This window comes from Streptomyces mirabilis (assembly GCF_039503195.1).
Lineage (GTDB): Bacteria > Actinomycetota > Actinomycetes > Streptomycetales > Streptomycetaceae > Streptomyces > Streptomyces mirabilis_D.
This window is the reverse complement of the sequence record NZ_JBCJKP010000001.1, coordinates 8,704,997-8,721,954: the sequence shown is the minus strand read 5'-3', so window position 1 is coordinate 8,721,954 and position 16,958 is coordinate 8,704,997. Positions and strand designations below refer to the sequence as shown.

Below are 16,958 nucleotides of genomic sequence, written 5' to 3'. Positions count from 1 at the left end.
AGCCGCAGTCCGGAGGAGAACCATGGGACATCTGCGACAAGAGGTCGAGCCGCGCGAGGCCGGCCTTGATCCGAAGGCGCTGGCCCGTCTGGACCAGCACTTCTCCCACCTGGTCGACGACCTCCGGCTGCCCGGCTACCTCGTGTCCGTGTCCCGGCACGGCCGGGTGGCGCACCTCACCACGTACGGCCATCGCGACGTCGAGGCCCGACTCCCCGTCGAGACCGACACCTTGTGGCGGATCTACTCGATGACGAAGCCGGTCACCTCGGTCGCCGCGCTGATGCTCCTGGAGGAGGGACGCCTCCGGCTCGACGACCCCGTCGCCCGTTTCCTGCCCGCCTTCGCCGACCCCCGGGTGTACGTCAGCGGGTCGGGCGCCGACATGAAGACCCGTCCGGCCGAACAACCCCTCCTGATCCGGCACCTGTTGACCCACACCTCGGGTCTGACCTTCGGCTTCTACCACTCCCACCCCGTCGACGCGCTCTACCGCGACGCCGGTCTGGAGTCGTCGGTGGCGCCCGGCGCGGACCTGGCCGGGACCTGCGACGTGTACGCGGGCCTGCCCCTTCAGTTCGAGCCGGGCACCGAGTGGAACTACTCCGTCTCCACCAATGTGCTCGGCCGCCTCATCGAAGTGGTGTCGGGGCAGGATCTCGACGTGTTCCTCGCCGAGCGGATCTTCGGGCCGCTGGGGATGACGGACGCCGGGTTCTGCGTCACCGACGAGCAGGCCGGGCGGCTCGCCGAGCTCTACGGCGAGGACGCCGAGGGCCGCATCACCCCGATCGCCGGACTCCCTCTGCACGGCCGCCCGCGCTTCCTCTCCGGCAGCGGCGGCATGGTGGTCTCCGCGTACGACTACCACCGCTTCATGGAGATGCTCCGCCGTCGCGGCCAACTCGACGGGGCCCGGCTGCTGAAGCCGGAGACCGTGGCCACGATGGCCGCCAACCACCTCCCGGGCGGCGTCGACCGCCGCACCTTCGGCAGCGCGCTGCATCGCGAACCCGGCAACGCGGGACTCGGCTTCGGACTCGGGGTCTCCGTCGTGGTGGACCCCGAGATCACCAGGTCGCCGTCCAGCGAGGGCGCGTTCGGCTGGAGCGGGGTCGCCAGTACGACCTTCTGGGTCGACCCGCGCCACGACCTGACCGTGCAGTTCTACACCCAGGTCCGCCCGACCTCGTCGCACTCGATCTATCCCGAGCTCAAGCGGCTCGTGCACGAGGCGGTGCTCGGCTGAGCCCGGCTACCCCACGCGCAGGGTGAAGGGCACTCCCTCCCCGGCGAGTTCGGCCAGCCACTCCTCGGAGCGCTCCGCCGTCTCCGCGGCGCGGCCGAGGCCCGGCGGGAGCGAACCGTCCAGGATGTGGCGGACCCCGAGGGCGAGCGTGCGGGAGACACAGCGGGCCATGGCGCTCTCCTCGGCGGTGCCCACGAGGTCGAGGAGGTAGCGCCCCGACCAGGTCGCGCCGGCGCCGCCGCGCACGTCGAGGGAGACGGCGAGGACGACCCGGTCACGGTCCGCGTCGGTGGTCGGATAGGTCCTGGCCAGCTCCTGGGCGAGGGCGGTGATCCGCCGGTCGTCGCCCGCCTTCAACTCCTCGAAGACCGTGTCCCAGGCCCGCAGCCAGCCGTCGAGGCGCAGGGTGCCGCGCACGAAGGTCTCCGGCGTCCAGGTGCCGGGAAGCCCGTACTGCTCGACGAAGGGCACGCTGTCGCGGTTGGGGTAGACCTCGAAGGCCTCGCCGTCGATCAGGTGCGGGCGGGTGGCCTCCCAGGGGCGGTCGGCGGTGGTCTCGGTGCCGTCCTCGACGTATCGGGCGGGCGAACGGAGAGCGTTGAGCACGCCCGCGGGTGCCCAGCTGAAGCGGTACTTGAAGTCGTTGGGCACGGCGGGGATGCCGCCGCAGTACGAGGTGAGGCGGTACGAGGCGGCCGAGTCGGCGCCGATCTCGGCCTCGGCCCGGGCGATCAGACTGTGTGCGAAGAGGTGGTCGATGCCCGGGTCGAGCCCGCACTCGGTGAGCACCACCACTCCCGCCGCCTCGGCCGCGGGCACCTGGTCGAGGACCGCGTCCGACACATAGCTGGAGCAGGCGAAGTGGGCGCCGCGCTCGACGCAGACGGCGAGCAGCGGGGCGTGTTCGGGCGCGGGCAGCATGGAGACGACGACGTCTCCGGGGGCGAGTTCGGCGGCGAGCGCCTCCCGTGTGTAGGCACCGGGCTGGGCCCGCCCGGTCAGGCCCAGCGCCTCCAGGCTGCGCGCGGCACGCTCCTCGGTGCGGTGCCACAGGCGTACGCGGTCGGCGGCGTCGCAGGTCGCGGCGAGACCGCTGCCGGTGGACAGGCCCGCCCCGATCCAGTGGACGGTGCCGCTCGCGGCCGTCACCTCAGACATCACGCGGCTCCCCATCTTCTGTCTTCTCGGCTTGCTCTGCCTTCTCGGCTTCGTCAGCCACCCCGGCATCCGCGGCTTCCTCGGCTTCGAGGGCGCGGCACGCCTCGTGGAAGCTGTCCAGGCAGCGCCCCCACGGTCCGCCGAGCCCGAACTCCAGCAGCTGGGGCAGCAGCGCCGCCGAGAAGTCGACGCTCGCCTCCAGCGGCAGCAGCGACGGCAGGTTGTCGATGGCGATCAGGTCGAGGGCGGGCCGCTCGCGGATGCGGCGGGCGGGGTGCGTCCAGTCCGTCGTGGTGTCGTAGATCGGCAGCACGTTCAGGGGGGACCCGACGTCGCAGGTGACGTCGCACAGGGTGCGCAGCCGGCGGCCGGGCTCGTCGAGGTCCTCGTCCGTGAGGAAGGGCGGGATCGGCCGGGTGGTGAGCACGGTGTTGACCATCAACTCGTGTGCCAGCAGCGCGGGTCGGTCCAGCTCCCGGGTCTCGGCGAGGTCCCAGCTGGTGGGCTCGACCCCGGCCACGCCCAGCGCCACCCGGGCACCCCGGCCGCTGCGGCCGAGCGCGCCGATGACGAGAGCTGGCAACTCGCCCTTCTCGGAGGCGAGTTCGGCGTCCAGGTCCTCCTTCGAGGTGGGTCGCAACGGGGCCTTGAGGCTGCCCCGGTGGTGCAGCACCGCCAGGGCGGCGCCCAGGTATCCGGCCCAGTAGCCGAACGCGGCGAGCCTGCGCCCGTCGTCGTGCACCAGGTACTCGATGTCCAGCAGGGCCCCGCCCCCGGCGAGGAACCTGCGGAGGAGCGCCGCCGCCCCCGGCTGCCGCTTGTAGGCGTGCCCGAAGAAGACATGGCGATGTGTCAGTGCGGGTGGTCCGTCGGGGAGTTCCTTCAGTCCCACGATGACGGCTTCGGGGGGCGCCGACACCCAGGAGCCCGCCTTCGCGACCCGGCAGCCGGCCTCCTCGTACGCCTCGATGGGGAAGACCCGCTGCGGCGACTCCTCGACCGTGAGCGTCACGCCGCTCTCGACGAGCCGTCGGGCGTCCGCGGGCACGATCGGGGTACGCCGTTCGGTCGTACGGATCTCGTGGCGCAGCCACAAGTGGAGCTCGGTCATACGAGGTTGACCTCCGGGCGCGGGGCGTCGGCGGTGAAGCGCTCGACGCTCAGGGGGCTGATGTCGACGAAGGGTACGCGGCCCAGGTACAGATCACGGATCACCTCGCCGACCGCCGGTCCCTGGAGGAAGCCGTGGCCCGAGAACCCCGTCGCGTACAGGAAGCGCGCGCACGAACGCGCCTCGCCGATCAGGGCGTTGTGGTCCGGAGTGATCTCGTACAGGCCCGCCCAGCCGCCCGTCCGGCGCAGGTCGAGCAGGGCCGGGGCGCGGCGCTCCATCGCCTCGGACAGGCGGGGGATCCAGCGGTCGTGGGGAGTGGTGGCGAAACCGGGGACCTCGTCGGGGTCGGACATGCCGAGGAGGAGGCCGGGGCCCTCGGAGTGGAAGTAGAGGCTGGTGGTGAAGTCGATGGTCATGGGGAGGTCGGGCGGCAGGCCCGGGACGGCCTCGGTGACGGCGATCTGGCGGCGCAGCGGTTCCACCGGCAGATCCACGCCCACCATCGCGCCGACCGCCCGCGACCAGGCACCGGCCGCGCAGACGACCGTGTCGGTGGCGATCCGCCCCTGGCTGGTGACGACCGCGGTGATCTCGTCGCCGCGGGTCTCGATGCCGGTGACCTCGCGGTGCCGTAACACGGTCGCGCCGTACCGGCGGGCCCCGGCCGCGTAGCCCTGCACGACGGACTCGGGCGTGCAGTGCCCGTCGTCCGGGGAGAAGGCCGCCGCCAGCAACCCGTCGGTGCTGATCAGCGGGGACAGCCGCTGGGCCTCGGCCGGGTCGATCAGACGGCTGGGCACCCCGAGCGCGTTCTGCCGCCGTACGCCGTCCTCGAAGGCGGCGACCTCCTCGGGCGTGGAGAGCAGGAACAGATAGCCGACGCGGCGCAGTCCGATGTCCTGGCCCGGTTCCTCACCGAAACGGGCGAACGCCTCGAGACTCCGGGCACCCAGCTGGATGTTCAGCTCGTCGGAGAACTGCGCCCGGACCCCGCCCGCGGCCCGCGAGGTGGACCCGGAGGCGAGTTCGTCGCGCTCGACGAGCACCACGTCCGGTACACCGGCCCGGGCCAGGTGGTAGGCGATGCTCGTGCCCATCACCCCGCCGCCGATGACGACGACCCGCGCGCTCCCGGTCATCGGCGCGCCTCCCGGGCACGAGCGGCCTCGATCACGGCCCAGGCCGCGGCGGCGTCCTGGATGCCGAGCCCGACGCTGTTGTAGAAGACGATGTCGTCGGGGTGGGTGCGGGCCGGGTGGCTGCCGGTGAGGACGCCGCCGAGCGGGATCAGGTCGGCGCGCGTGAGTCCTCCCTCCCGCAGCGCGTCCACGATCGGTCCGGCGTGCTCCGCCGCCGTCTCCGGGTCGTCGACCACGACCGCCGCCGCCCGCCGCACGACGTCCGTGTCGACCTCGCTGCGGGTGGGCTCGAAGGAGCCGACGCTGACGACCGCGCACCCGGGAGCCAGCCACGCGCCCCGTACGACGGGTGTGCTGCTGAGCGTGCAGGCGGCGACCATGGGCAGGCCCGCGACGGCTTCCTCCGCCGTGTCGACGGCCCTGGTCGCGACCCCGAGTTCCGTCGCGAGGCGCCGCGCCGCCCGCGCCCGTCGGGCCGGGTTCGGACTCCACACCCGTACGGACCTGAGGTCCCGCACCCGGGCGACGGCCCGCGCGTGGGCGAGGGCCTGGGTGCCGGAGCCGAGGAGGCCCAGCTCCGCGCTGTCGGCGGTGGCCAGCGCGTCGAGGGCGACGGCGCTCGCCGCGGCGGTGCGCAGGGTCGTGACCGCCGTACCGTCCATGACGGCGGCGAGTTGCCCGGTCACCGGATCGAGCGCGTTGATCACGGCGTGCACCGTCGGCAGCCCGGCCGCCGTGTTGGCCGGGTTGACACTGCCGAACTTGGCGACGGCCCCGGTGTCGGCGGACAGCCGGGCGAGGTAGGCGAAGACGACGCTGTCGTCGAATCGGCTGGGGTGCATGATCTTGCCGGGGAGCTCGGCGGTGCCGTCACCGAGCGCGGTGAACGCCGCGCGCTGCGAGGCGATCGCCGCATCGGTGTCCAACAGCTCCGTCACCCGGTCCCGGGAGAGGTACAGGACGTCGTCGGTCATTCCTTGTACCTTTCCCCGCGCGCACCTCTCTCACCACAGCCGACGCCTCCGGGTGACGCCCTCGGGCGCCCGCGCTCAGGAGGAGTGGGAGACCACCACGTCCAGGTGGGGCAGGAAGTGGTCGAGGCGCTCCCGCTTGGTGCGCAGATAGGTGATGTTCTGCGGGCACGGCGGTATGAGCAGCGGGACCTGCTCGGCGACCTTGATGCCGTTGCGCTGGAGCGACTCCCGCTTGCGCGGGTTGTTCGAGAGCAGGCGTACGGAGCGGACGCCGAGGTCGTGCAGGATGTCCGCCGCGACGCGGTAGTCACGGGCGTCGACCGGGAGGCCGAGGGCGACGTTCGCCTCGACGGTGTCGAGACCCTCCGACTGGAGCTTCATCGCCTGCAGCTTGGCGAGCAGGCCGATGCCGCGGCCCTCGTGACCGCGGAGGTAGACGAGGACGCCACGGCCCTCCGCCACGATGGCGCGCAGCGCGGCGGCGAGCTGGTCACCGCACTCGCAGTGGGTGGAGCCGAAGGCGTCCCCGGTGAGGCACTCCGAATGGAGCCGGGTGAGGACGCCCTCCTTCGTGGCGCCTTCCCCGCTCTTGCTGAGGTCGCCGACCTCCCCGTAAACCAGGGCCACTTGCTCCTCTCCGCGATCGTGGTCCAGGAAGCCGACCGCCTGGAAGTCGCCGTACACGGTGGGCAAAGGGGCATTCACAACTCGTTCGACACCTGTGAGGCGTGCGGTCCCGGCGAGTACTCCAAAGTTATCTGTCATGATCTGGTTCCTAAGCAGAGTCGAAAGCAGCGTCGAAAGGCCGTGAAACATGAGTGGTTCGGGAACGCGCTCGGCGGTATCCGGTCTGTTGCCTACGGACACCACGGAGGATGTACGCGAGCGGGGGGCCGGTGTCGCCCGTGAGGTCGCCGTGCTTCCCGTCGGGAGTTTCGAACAGCACGGTGCCTACCTTCCGTTGGCGACGGACACCCTGGTCGCGTGCGCCGTCGCGGAACGGATCGCCGCCGCTCATCCGGTCCATCTCCTTCCTCCGGTGACGATCTCCTGCTCGCACGAGCACGCGGCCTGGCCGGGTACCGTCAGCATTTCCGCCGTCACGCTGCACGCGGTGGTGCGGGACATAGCCGCATCGCTGCGCCACTCCGGCGTCGACACCCTGGTGCTGGTCAACGGGCACGGCGGGAATTACGTGCTGGGCAACGTGGTTCAGGAATCCGTCGGCACCGGTACGCGTATGGCACTCTTCCCGGCCATGGAGGACTGGGAGGCCGCGCTGGAACGGGCAGGTGTGGAGACCTCGTTGCTCACCGATATGCATGCCGGTGAAATCGAGACCTCCATTCTTCTGCACACGCATCCTGAATTGGTCCGGCCCGGTTACGAGACCTCCGATTTCGTCGCGGACGACCGGCGTCATCTGCTCACCCTCGGAATGGCCGGCTATACCGAGTCCGGCGTCATCGGCCGTCCCTCGAAGGCGTCCGCCGAGAAGGGGAAGGAGCTCCTGGCGGGGCTGACCGAGGCCTTCGGGGCGTACTTCTCCTTGGTGACGGCGAAGACGCTGCCCACTGCCTCCGACGCGGCCCCGGCCAAGGGGACTTCCGGAGTGTGAACTTCGGCGGTCTCTGACGCTCGGCATTGATCGTGCCCTCCTGCGTTCTCCTGCCGGGGGCGCCGCAGCGCCGCGAACCACCGGACGACCAGGACCGCGACGCCTGGCAGGGCGGCGGCGAAGCTGAGCACTCCGTAGATCACCGCGACGCTCAGGCCCAGGCCGGCGCCCAGCCCGGCGGCGCCGAAGGCCCAGGCCATGACGCCCTCCCTGGGGCCCCAGCCGCCGATGTTCAGCGGCAGGCCCATGGCGAGCAGGGCCAGCAGGGCGAGCGGCAGCAGTACGGCGGCGGAGGCGTGGGATCCGGCGACGCGGGCGGCAAGCAGGAACATCGCCAGATGTCCCGCCAGCACCACGACCGACGAGATGAGCACGCCCGGCCAGTTGCCGCGGGCGAGCAGCGCGCCGCGCGCCTCGGTGAGCGTGGCGCGGACGGCTCGGTGGCGCCGGGACGGGCCGGACTGGGCGCTGCCCCTGCGGACCGCGCCCGCCGTGACGACTCCGCACACCGAGACGATCGCCAGGATCAGGGCGAGTTGGCGGGCGTCCGCGAGGACCGGTGACGGGAAGGTGAGCAGGACCACCGCGCCGACGGCCACCAGGACCGCCTGGCCCGCGGTCCGTTCGAGGACCACGGCGCGTACGCCGCGGCCGACGTCCCCGGTGCTCTGGCCGTGTCGTACGGCACGGTGCACATCGCCGAGGACTCCGCCGGGCAGCGCCGCGTTCAGGAACAGCGCGCGGTAGTAGTCCGCGACGGCGCCGCCCAGCGACAGCCGGATCCGCAGCCCACGTGCCACCAGGCACCAGCGCCAGGCGCTGAACACGGTGGTCAGCAGGCCGAGCCCCAGCCCTGCCAGCAGGGTCGGCCCGTCGACCCGTCGCAGGCCGTCCAGGAAGACACCGGTACCGAGCCGCCAGAGCAGCACACCGAGGATGAGGACGCCGGCGACGGAACCGATGTGCGTGCGCAGGGAGCCCCCCTTGCGGTGGGCGGGGGTCGGGTCGGCTTCCTGGAGGGCCGGCGCCACGTTCGGCTCACCCTCGGAGCGCGGTTCACCCACCTCGCCACCGGTCGGTGCCGTGTCCGCCGGACTCACGTCGCCGCGCACCGGAACCAGGTCCGCGTCGGCGTGGACCCGGACCGCGGTCGCCGCGCCGCGCGGGCGGGAGGTGCCCGCGTCCACGCCGACCGCTTCCGCCGTCCCCGCCCCGGCGCTCACGCCGCACCGCCGGTCGGCCGCGGCAGCGCCAGGACGTCGCTGTGGTGGACCCGTACGCGCAGCTCACCCGCGGCACAGGCGGCGAGGCGGGACTGCAGATATGACTCTGCACGGGCGGCCAGCGCGGGCCGCTCCTCGACGGCCGCGCCGACCCAGCCGCGCAGCCACTCCGCCGTGAGGTCGGCCTCGTCGGCGCCGAGCCGCCAGGGGCTCGGATGCACCCGTACCGTCGCGCCGTGCCGGTCGAAGGCCTCGCAGGCCGCCGTGATCGCGTCGGGGCCGAGCAGTTCCCCGCGCCGCTGGTGGGCGTTGAACGCCTCGGCGAACTCGGCGTCCAGCGGATCGGCCGGTGTGAACTCGACGCGCCCCACGACGGAGAGCGTGAGCAGGGCCGGCACCCCGGCGCCCGCGCAGGCCGCCGCGAGCCGGTCGATCTCCTCACGGGTCAGCACGTCGAGGAGGGCGGACGCCGTCACCAGCGACGCCCCGGCCAGCGCGTCCGCGGTCAGCCGGCCGATGTCACCGCGCTGGGTGGTGACCGTGACCCGGCTGCCGTCGGCGGCCGCGTGCGGTGCGCCCACGGTCGCGAAGTGCAGCAGATAGGGGTCCCGGTCGTGCAGGATCCAGTGCTGGGCGCCGTCGAGCCGGGGGGCGAGCCAGCGGCCCATGGAGCCGGTGCCGCAGCCGAGGTCGTGGACCACCAGATCGCCGCCGCGGCCCGGCCGGTTGGCCAGCCGGACGCGCAGCGGGTCGAGCAGTTCGGGCGCCCGTGCGGCGGCGTCCGCCGGCTCCCGCAGCTGGAGCCACTGGGGGGCGTAGCGGGGCACGTCGTCGTCGGGCGCGCTCACGCGCTGCCCCGGAACCCCGGACACACCACCCTGCACGTCCACCTCCGACACGCCCTGTTCCGGAACTCCCGACGGAGTCGCAGTCATACTCATGCCGCCCTCCGAGGCTGCTGCGGAAGACGTCCCAGCACACCGGCCAGGCTGCGGGCGGTGGTCGCCCAGCCGTCCAGTGCGGCCCGGCGACCGCGCGCGGCGGCCTTGAGCCGGCGGCGCACATCGGCCTCGCCGAACCAGCCGCGCAGTTCCGCGGCGAGCGCCGCCGGGTTCTCCGGGGGTACGAGGATGCCGGGGACCCCGCCGTCGGGCGCGCGCCCGACCGCCTCGGGGAGACCGCCCACGTCGGTCGCCAGCACCGGGATCCCGCGCGCGAGCGCCTCGGTGACGGCCATGCCGTACGTCTCGGCGTAGGAGGTGAGGACCATGAGGTCGGCCGCCGCGTAGCTCGCGTCGAGTTCCGCGCCCGCCTGCGGTCCCGCGAGGTGCAGCCGGTCGCCGAGCCCGTACTTCTCGATCAGGCCGCGCAGCTGGGCGACGTACGTCGGGTCCTGGGTGAGTCCGCCGACGCAGACGCAGCTCCAGGGCAGGTCGGTGACGGTGGCGAGGGCCTCGATCAGCCGGTGCTGGCCCTTGCGCGGGGTGACCGCGGCGACGCACAGCAGCCGGGAGACGCCGTCGGTGCCGGAGGCGAGGGGCGCGATGTCGGCGCCCGGGGCGGCGACATGGACCCGTTCCGGGGCGAGCCCGTGGTGGGCGACCAGCCGGCGGACGGCCCAGTCGCTGGTGGCGACGACGGCGGACACGGCCCGCAGCGTCGCCCGTTCCTTCGCGTCCAGCTCGGCGGCCACGGCGGCCGCGAGCCCGGTCTCGTCGCCGAGGGGCAGGTGCACCAGGACGGCGAGACGCAGCCGTTCGGCCTCGGGGGCGATGATCTCGGGGACGCCGCAGGCGACGAGCCCGTCGAGGAGGACGACCGAGTCGTCCGGGAACTCACTGAGCGTGCGGGCCAGCTCCGTACGGGCGGAGGCCGACGGCCGGGGCCAGCTGCCCGCGACGGCGTGTTTGTGGACCTGCCAGCCGAAGCCGGGCAGGTCGAGGCAGAGCCGCCGGTCGTAGGCGTTGCCGCCGCTGGGCGCGGACGCGTCGTCGACACCGCCCGGCATCACGAAGTGCACGGAGCGCAGGGACATGGGGATGATCTCGGCGTTCTTGAGAGCCGTGTGCTGCACGGGCACGTAGTTCAGGGAAGCCTGGTCGCCGTTCGCGGCCGCCGGGCCGGTCTTCGCAGACGCCTCGCCGGTCTTCGGGGACACCGGACCGGACTTGGGGGACGCCTGGTCCATGGTCGTGTCGGTCACAGCGCACGCTCGTAACTCGCCCAGGCGATGTGCGACTCGTGCAGGGTGACCGTGATACCCGCGAGGCCTTGGGCGCCCTCGCCGAGGGCCCCGGCGTGCACGCGCTCGGCGAGGCGGTCGGCGATGACCTTGGCCAGGAACTCCGTCGAGGTGTTGGTGTCCTTGAAGTCCGGTTCGTTGTCGAGGTTGCGGTAGTTCAGCGCGCTTACGACGGCGCCGAGTTCCTGCGTGGCCAGACCGATGTCGACGACGATGTTGTCGTCGTCCAGCTCGGCCCGGCGAAACGTGGCGTCCACCAGGAACGTCGCCCCGTGCAGGCGCTGCGCGGGCCCGAAGACCTCGCCACGGAAGCTGTGGGCGATCATCAGGTGATCGCGGACGGTGATGCTGAACAACGGACGACCCTCCAGGTGCGGCACGTCTGATCCCCTGCCGGGACCATGCCGTGTAGTACGGCTGCCCCGTTCTCCTTGTTCAGCTGCCTGTTCCCCTTTCTTTGCAGTTTTTGGAGGTCAGGCAGGTTGTTCAGTGCTCAAACGCCTTCGTAGACGACGCGATGGCACAGGCCGGGTATCGATCCGGAGGCCAACTTCGGCATCACGTCGGGCAGTTCGTCGAAGCCGCACTCACCGGTGACGAGCGCGTCGAAGGCGGGCTCGGCGAGCAGTTCCAGGGCGAGTGCCAGCCGATCGGCGTACGTCCGACTGGCGCGCCGCGCCGGGGAAACGGAACCCACCTGGCTGCTGCGCACGACCAGGCGCCGGGAGTGGAAGGCCTCGCCCAGCGGCAGGCTGACCCGCCGGTCGCCGTACCAGCTCATCTCCAGGACGGTGCCCTCCTGGGCGAGCAGCTCCAGCGACCGGGTGAGCCCGGCCTCGGTGGCGCTGGCGTGCACGACGAGGTCACACTCGTCGGCGGCGTCCGCGGGGAGCGCGAAGTCGACGCCCAGGGCGCGGGCGATGTCGGCGCGCGCGGGGTCGGCGTCGACCAGCTGGACGCGTACACCCGGGAAGCGGGCGAGGAGCGCGGCGATGGAGCAGCCGACCATGCCGCCGCCCACCACGGCGATCCGGTCGCCGACCAGCGGTGCCGCGTCCCACAGGGCGTTGACCGCGGTCTCCACGGTCCCGGCGAGCACGGCGCGCGGGGCGGGGACGGAGTCCGGTACGACGGTCACGGCGCTCAGCGGCACGACGTAGCGCGTCTGGTGCGGATACAGGCAGAAGACGGTCCGGCCGCGCAGACCCGCCGGGCCTTCTTCCACCTGGCCGACGCTCAAATAGCCGTACTTGACCGGTGCGGGGAAATCCCCGTCCTGGAACGGTGCACGCATCGAAGCATGCTGACTTTCCGGAACGCCGCCGCGGAAGACGAGGGTCTCGGTGCCCCGGCTCACTCCCGAGTAGAGCGTGCGCACCAGCACCTCCCCCTCGCCGGGGGCCGGCAGGGCGACCTCGCGTATCTCGGCGTGGCCGGGCGAGCTCAGCCAGAAGGCACGAGCTGTGAGTTCCATGAGCGTCCCCCTGAACGATTCAGCAGATCTTCACGTACGGAGCGGTGACAAGCCGCGCACTGTACGCGGCGTTGATCGACTCTGTCATACGGCCGGAGGATGTTGCGGTGGCCCTGAACAACACGTACGACGCGAGGCTCTTGGCGCAGGAGACCACGGTGGGAGCGGGTCTGCAGCTCCTGGTGCTGGCTCTGCTGGGCACGGCGATCGGGATGGGGCCCGCGGGCTGGCTGACCGGTCTGGCCTTCGCGCTCGCCACCTGGGCGGTTCTGACCCGTGCCCTGCGTCGCTCACGGCCCCGTTCCTTCGGACCGGCCAATCGGGTGACGCTCGGCCGGGCCATCCTGGTCGGCGGGGTCACCGCCCTGGTCGCGGACTCCTTCGAGAGCTCGCCCCCGGTCAGCCTGCTCGTCGGTCTCACGGCGGTCGCCCTGATCCTCGACGGGGTGGACGGCAAGGTCGCCCGTCACACCGGCACCTCGACCGCGCTGGGCGCCCGCTTCGACATGGAGGTGGACGCGTTCCTCATCCTGGTGCTGAGCGTGTACGTCTCGATGTCGCTGGGCCCCTGGGTGCTGCTGATCGGCACCATGCGGTACGCGTTCGTGGCGGCGGCCCGGGGGCTGCCCTGGCTGAACGCGGCCCTGCCGCACAGCATGGCGCGCAAGACCGTGGCAGCCCTTCAGGGGATCGTGCTGCTCGTCGCGGGCGCCGGGATCATGCCCCTGGAGGGCAACGCCGCCCTGGTACTCCTCGCGCTCGCCTCGCTCATCTGGTCGTTCGGCCGCGACATCACCTGGCTGTACCGCCACCGCCACCCGGTCGGTGAGCAGAAGCAGGCGCAGGAGCGGGCGCAGGAGACGGAGCGGACGCAGGAGACCGAGCGGGTGCTGGAGCAGGAACGGGTGCTGGAGCAGGAGCATGAGCAGGAGCAGCAGGTGCGGGACGGCGTCCGCGAGCTCGTCGAAGCGTGAGGTCGCGGCGTGGGCGGAGCGTCGCCGAGGGCGGAATCGGTCGATAACGATTCGGCAACCGCACGCTCTACCGCGTCGTAGGGTTCGGACATGTGAAAGACCGGCTCGTCGTCAAGGGCGCCCGTCGGCACAACCTGCGTGACATCTCCGTGGAGTTGCCCGGGAATGCGCTCATCGTTTTCACCGGAATATCGGGCTCGGGTAAATCCCGCCTGGCTTTCGACACGATGTTCGCCGAGGGCCGACGGTGTTACGGCGAATCGCTTTCCGTCTACATCCGACCGTTGTATGCGGACGTGTTCCAGCTGTTGCGGGCCGACGGGTTCAGCCCGGTGCGGGTCGCGGGGAGGTCCAGCCGCTCACCGGGCCACCACCGCTGGACAAGCGCAGGAAGCACTCGATCGACGTGGTCGTGGACCGGCTCGCGGTGAACGCTTGTGCGCGACAGCGGCTGACCGAGTCCGTGGAGACCGCGCTCGGGCTCGCCGGAGGCGTCGTCCGCGTCGACTCGTGGACATCGGCCTCGAGGCGCTGGAACCGCGGCTGTTCTCCTTCGACGGGCCGTGGGGTGCCTGCCCCGAGTGCACCGGCCTGGACTCACGGAGGGAGGTCGACCCCGAACTCGTCGTACCGGACGAGGAGAAGTCGCTGTCCGAGGGCGCCGTCGCGCCGTGGACGAACACCAGCGGTGCCGAGTACTTCACCCGACGGCTCGAAGCGGTGGCCGCGGCGGCCGGGTTCAGCACCGCCGCCCCCTGGCGTCATCTGTCCGCCACCGCGAAGAAGGTGGTGCTGCACGGGTTCCGGGAGCAGGTCCACCTCACCTGTCGACGAGCTGCCCTGCCCGGCCTGCGGCGGCGCCCGGCTGAGACCGGCCGTGCTCGCCGTCACCGTGGCCGGACACGCCATCGCCGAGCCGACGGCACTGCCCATCGATCAACTCGCGCGATGTGTACAGCACCTGGAGCCGGCGGGCTGGGAGCGGCGAGTCGCCGACGCCGTCGTCGCGGAGATCGGCGGGCGACTGCCGTTCCTTCTCGACGTCGGCCTGGACCATCTGTCACTGAACCGGCCCGCCGCCCGTCCGTCCGGCGGCGAGGCACAGCGGATCCGGCCGGCCACCCGGATCGGCGCCGGTCCGGTCGGCGTGCTGTACGTGCTGGACGAACCGAGCATCGGGCCGCACCAGCGCGACAACCGACGGCTCGTCGAGACACCGCCGCGGCTGCGGGACGGTGGCAACACCGTGAGCGTCGTCGAGCACGACGAGAAGACCGTGAAGGCGCGAGGTGTCGGTCTCCTTCCCGCTCGGGCAGTTCGTCGCCGTCACGGGCGTGTCCGGCGAGGGGCGCGATCAGCGGCGTCGAGGAGATCGACAAGGTGGTCCGGGTCGACCCGTCCCCGATCGGCCGCAGCCCCCGGTCGAACCCGGCGACGTACACAGGAGTCTTCGACCGGTTGCGGCAGCACCGCTACGGCGACGGCACCCTCGAGGTCGAGATGCGCTTCCTCCCGGACATCTACGTGCCGTGTGAGGTGTGTCACGGAGCGCAGTACAACCGGGAGACCCTGGACGTACACTTCAAAGGCAGGTCCATCGCCGACGTACTGGGCATGACCATCGAGGCCGGCCGGGGTTTCTTCGCGGAACACGCGATCACCCCCCGGTACCTCAGGACGCTCCATGACGTGGGTCTGGGCCCTGTGAAACGCTCTACGTCCTCGACGAGCCGACCACCGGCCTGCGTGTCGAGGACGTCCGCCACCTGCTGGCCGTGCTCCACCGACTCGTCGACCAAGGCAACACGGTCGTGGTCATCGAGCACGACCTCGACGTGATCAAGACCGCCTACTGGATCGTCGACATGGGTCCCGAAGGCGGCCACCGCGGCGGCACAGTGATCGCCGAGGGCACCCCCGAACAGGTGGCGGCCCAGCCTCGGTCCTACACCGGGCAGTTCCTCCGACCGCTTCTGGAGAGGAGTTGAGCGCCATGGAAACGGACACTCAGGCATGGGAACTGGAGTCGCCCAATCCCGCCGCGTATGCGGACGAGGACGACGACGCGCCCACTCCCCGGCTCACCTCCGGCGGCGCCACGATCGATCAGGTGCGCGACTACCTCAAGCAGATCGCCCGAGTCTCCCTCCTCGACGCCGAGAAGGAGGTGGAGCTGGCGAAGCGGATCGAGGCGGGTCTGTTCGCCGAGCGAAGGCTGACGGAGGAGCCGCACATCAGCCCGGAATTCCAACGCGAACTGGAGATTCTCGCCGCGGACGGACAAGTGGCGAAGTCTCATCTCGTCGAGGCGAACCTGCGCCTGGTCGTCTCCATCGCCAAGCGGTACAGCAGGCGGGGAATGCTGTTCCTGGATCTGATCCAGGAGGGGAACACGGGACTGATCCGCGCGGTGGAGAAATTCGACTACACCAAAGGGTTCAAGTTCTCGACCTATGCGACCTGGTGGATCCGGCAGGCGATTTCACGCGCCCTGGCCGACCAGAGTCGGACGATCCGCATTCCCGTCCACATGGTCGAGGTCATCAATCGCATGGCCAAGGTGCGCCGGGAAATACTCCAGGACACCGGGGCCGAACCCACACCGGAACAACTCGCGGACAAGCTGGACGTCCCCGTCGAGAAGATCACCGAGATAGAGGGCTACAGCAAGCAGCCGGTCTCACTCCACACCCCGCTCGGCGAGGACGGCGGCACGGAACTGGGTGACATCCTGGAGGACAGCGAGACCATCTCCCCCGCGGACATGGTCACCTTCCTCCTCCTCAAGGACGCCATCCAGGCCGTCCTCGCGAACATGACCGCACGCGAGGCGGGGATCATCTCCCTGCGCTACGGCCTCATCGACGGGCAGGCCCGGACCCTGGAGGAGATCGGGCAGGTGTACGGGGTGACACGTGAGCGCATCCGTCAGATCGAGTCCAAGACGATGTCCAAACTGCGCCACCCCTCCCGCTCCCAGGCCCTACGGGACTACCTCGACGTCAGCTGATACCCCCTCACGCCTGCAGCGGGTGCCGCGGGGTCGAATCCCGCCGGGAGCAGAGAGAGAAGGGCCGGTCGGAGGCACGCCGACGGGGGGCACCGAGAGACGGCCGGCTCAGGAGGGGTTTCCTCCCGGGCCGACCCATCGGCGGTGTGTCAGGCGGGCGGGCATCCGAACCAGTTCAGTTTGCCGTCGCCGGAGGTGTAGCCCATGCAGCTGATGGTTCTGTGGTGCAGGGTCTCGGTCCGGTCGACCCCTCCGTCCAGAGTGTCCCTCTTGTAGTAGGTCCGTACGAGGGTGTCGATCTCGATGGTGTACCAGCGTCTCTTGTTGTTCGGGACGCTGCAGTGGTGGCCGGTCAGGTTGCGGCTGGGCCCGCCGCTGCTCCACATGTCCTGTTCGGCGCGGTCGCAGTGCGCGCGACCGGAGGCGTCGGCGATGCCGACGCCGGTGCCGAGCAGGGCCGACGCGCCCGTGACCACCGCCGCGGTAACGCCGAGCAGGCGCTTCAGAGTGAGGTTCATCGATTGCTCCTCCTGCCAGATGTGGTGACGGCTCGGAGTCGCCATGTCACCCCGGTGCGATGATCGCATTTATCCGGTATGTCCCGCCCGCCGGCCAGAGGTGCAGTACCTCGACCCGGTGACGTCGGTGCTGCCAATGCAGCAGGCCGCGGTCACACGCCGAGACCCACCGTCGGAGTCCTCCCATGAATGGGCGAGTCTCGTCGTGAGAGTTCACTTGCATGAAGAGAGTCGACCCTCTAACTTCATGAGAGTCGACTCTCAC

General features: G+C 71.2%; 13 protein-coding genes and 3 pseudogenes. 5 read left to right on the top strand and 11 right to left on the bottom strand.

Annotation, left to right across the window (positions count from 1 at the left end; translation table 11 throughout):
* Positions 1-22 precede the first annotated feature (22 nt).
* Positions 23-1,249: a serine hydrolase domain-containing protein gene (locus AAFF41_RS39465; protein WP_343325503.1), complete on the top strand. Its 1,227-nt coding sequence runs from the start codon at positions 23-25 to the stop codon at positions 1,247-1,249.
* Positions 1,250-1,255: 6 nt separating this feature from the next.
* On the opposite strand, the gene AAFF41_RS39460 is transcribed toward AAFF41_RS39465, so the two are convergent.
* The 5 genes from AAFF41_RS39460 to ribA all read right to left on the bottom strand — a co-directional run bounded on the left by AAFF41_RS39460 (position 1,256) and on the right by ribA (position 6,399).
* The gene (locus tag AAFF41_RS39460; protein ID WP_319749418.1) at positions 1,256-2,407 is read right to left on the bottom strand and encodes a saccharopine dehydrogenase family protein; all 1,152 of its coding nucleotides are present in this window, start codon (positions 2,405-2,407) and stop codon (positions 1,256-1,258) included.
* The gene (locus tag AAFF41_RS39455; RefSeq protein WP_343325502.1) at positions 2,400-3,518 is read right to left on the bottom strand and encodes a saccharopine dehydrogenase; all 1,119 of its coding nucleotides are present in this window, start codon (positions 3,516-3,518) and stop codon (positions 2,400-2,402) included. Before AAFF41_RS39455 ends, AAFF41_RS39460 begins: the two co-directional genes overlap by 8 nt.
* Positions 3,515-4,660: an NAD(P)/FAD-dependent oxidoreductase gene (locus AAFF41_RS39450; protein WP_319749420.1), complete on the bottom strand. Its 1,146-nt coding sequence runs from the start codon at positions 4,658-4,660 to the stop codon at positions 3,515-3,517. Before AAFF41_RS39450 ends, AAFF41_RS39455 begins: the two co-directional genes overlap by 4 nt.
* Positions 4,657-5,634: an ornithine cyclodeaminase family protein gene (locus AAFF41_RS39445; RefSeq protein ID WP_319749421.1), complete on the bottom strand. Its 978-nt coding sequence runs from the start codon at positions 5,632-5,634 to the stop codon at positions 4,657-4,659. The genes AAFF41_RS39450 and AAFF41_RS39445 overlap by 4 nt, the downstream gene beginning before the upstream one ends.
* Positions 5,635-5,709: 75 nt before the next feature.
* Positions 5,710-6,399, bottom strand: a complete 690-nt coding sequence (ribA, locus tag AAFF41_RS39440; protein WP_054234509.1) for a GTP cyclohydrolase II — start codon at positions 6,397-6,399, stop codon at positions 5,710-5,712.
* 49 nt (positions 6,400-6,448) lie between these two features.
* Here ribA and AAFF41_RS39435 point away from each other — a divergent pair, with 49 nt between their 5' ends.
* Entirely contained in the window at positions 6,449-7,252 is an 804-nt protein-coding gene (locus tag AAFF41_RS39435) for a creatininase family protein (protein ID WP_319749422.1), read from the top strand.
* Between the two features lie 173 nt (positions 7,253-7,425).
* Here AAFF41_RS39435 and AAFF41_RS39430 read toward each other — a convergent pair.
* The 5 genes and pseudogenes from AAFF41_RS39430 to AAFF41_RS39410 form a co-directional block, all read right to left on the bottom strand.
* A pseudogene (locus AAFF41_RS39430) lies at positions 7,426-8,181 on the bottom strand (lysylphosphatidylglycerol synthase domain-containing protein); the annotation flags it as partial.
* Between the two features lie 290 nt (positions 8,182-8,471).
* Positions 8,472-9,416 (bottom strand): class I SAM-dependent methyltransferase, encoded by a 945-nt coding sequence (locus AAFF41_RS39425; RefSeq protein ID WP_319749423.1) that lies wholly within the window; start codon positions 9,414-9,416, stop codon positions 8,472-8,474.
* Entirely contained in the window at positions 9,413-10,678 is a 1,266-nt protein-coding gene (locus tag AAFF41_RS39420; protein ID WP_319749424.1) for a glycosyltransferase family 4 protein, read from the bottom strand. The genes AAFF41_RS39425 and AAFF41_RS39420 overlap by 4 nt, the downstream gene beginning before the upstream one ends.
* Positions 10,675-11,073 (bottom strand): 6-pyruvoyl trahydropterin synthase family protein, encoded by a 399-nt coding sequence (locus AAFF41_RS39415; RefSeq protein WP_319749425.1) that lies wholly within the window; start codon positions 11,071-11,073, stop codon positions 10,675-10,677. The genes AAFF41_RS39420 and AAFF41_RS39415 overlap by 4 nt, the downstream gene beginning before the upstream one ends.
* A gap of 137 nt (positions 11,074-11,210) precedes the next feature.
* Entirely contained in the window at positions 11,211-12,191 is a 981-nt protein-coding gene (locus tag AAFF41_RS39410) for a dehydrogenase (RefSeq protein WP_343325501.1), read from the bottom strand.
* Between the two features lie 107 nt (positions 12,192-12,298).
* Here AAFF41_RS39410 and AAFF41_RS39405 point away from each other — a divergent pair, with 107 nt between their 5' ends.
* From AAFF41_RS39405 to AAFF41_RS39390, 3 genes and pseudogenes are all read left to right on the top strand, one after another.
* Entirely contained in the window at positions 12,299-13,165 is an 867-nt protein-coding gene (locus tag AAFF41_RS39405) for a CDP-alcohol phosphatidyltransferase family protein (protein ID WP_319749427.1), read from the top strand.
* A 92-nt stretch (positions 13,166-13,257) separates the two neighbouring features.
* Positions 13,258-15,153 (top strand): annotated as a pseudogene (locus AAFF41_RS39400) (UvrA family protein).
* Positions 15,138-16,175, top strand: a pseudogene (locus AAFF41_RS39390) (RNA polymerase sigma factor); the annotation flags it as partial. The pseudogenes AAFF41_RS39400 and AAFF41_RS39390, both read left to right, overlap by 16 nt.
* A 149-nt stretch (positions 16,176-16,324) precedes the next feature.
* On the opposite strand, the gene AAFF41_RS39385 reads toward AAFF41_RS39390, so the two are convergent.
* Positions 16,325-16,693 carry a hypothetical protein gene (locus AAFF41_RS39385; RefSeq protein ID WP_343325500.1) on the bottom strand — a complete coding sequence of 123 codons (369 nt, stop codon included), beginning with the start codon at positions 16,691-16,693 and terminating at the stop codon, positions 16,325-16,327.
* Positions 16,694-16,958: the final 265 nt, after the last annotated feature.

Bases quoted from the DNA above. Each gene is read 5' to 3' on its own strand.
- AAFF41_RS39450 (WP_319749420.1), bottom strand. From the start codon at position 4,660: ATGACCGGGAGCGCGCGGGTCGTCGTCATCGGCGGCGGGGTGATGGGC.
- AAFF41_RS39435 (WP_319749422.1), top strand. From the start codon at position 6,449: ATGAGTGGTTCGGGAACGCGCTCGGCGGTATCCGGTCTGTTGCCTACG.
- AAFF41_RS39465 (WP_343325503.1), top strand. From the start codon at position 23: ATGGGACATCTGCGACAAGAGGTCGAGCCGCGCGAGGCCGGCCTTGAT.
- AAFF41_RS39445 (WP_319749421.1), bottom strand. From the start codon at position 5,634: ATGACCGACGACGTCCTGTACCTCTCCCGGGACCGGGTGACGGAGCTG.
- AAFF41_RS39385 (WP_343325500.1), bottom strand. From the start codon at position 16,693: ATGAACCTCACTCTGAAGCGCCTGCTCGGCGTTACCGCGGCGGTGGTC.
- AAFF41_RS39460 (WP_319749418.1), bottom strand. From the start codon at position 2,407: ATGTCTGAGGTGACGGCCGCGAGCGGCACCGTCCACTGGATCGGGGCG.
- AAFF41_RS39410 (WP_343325501.1), bottom strand. From the start codon at position 12,191: ATGGAACTCACAGCTCGTGCCTTCTGGCTGAGCTCGCCCGGCCACGCC.
- AAFF41_RS39425 (WP_319749423.1), bottom strand. From the start codon at position 9,416: ATGAGTATGACTGCGACTCCGTCGGGAGTTCCGGAACAGGGCGTGTCG.
- ribA (WP_054234509.1), bottom strand. From the start codon at position 6,399: ATGACAGATAACTTTGGAGTACTCGCCGGGACCGCACGCCTCACAGGT.
- AAFF41_RS39455 (WP_343325502.1), bottom strand. From the start codon at position 3,518: ATGACCGAGCTCCACTTGTGGCTGCGCCACGAGATCCGTACGACCGAA.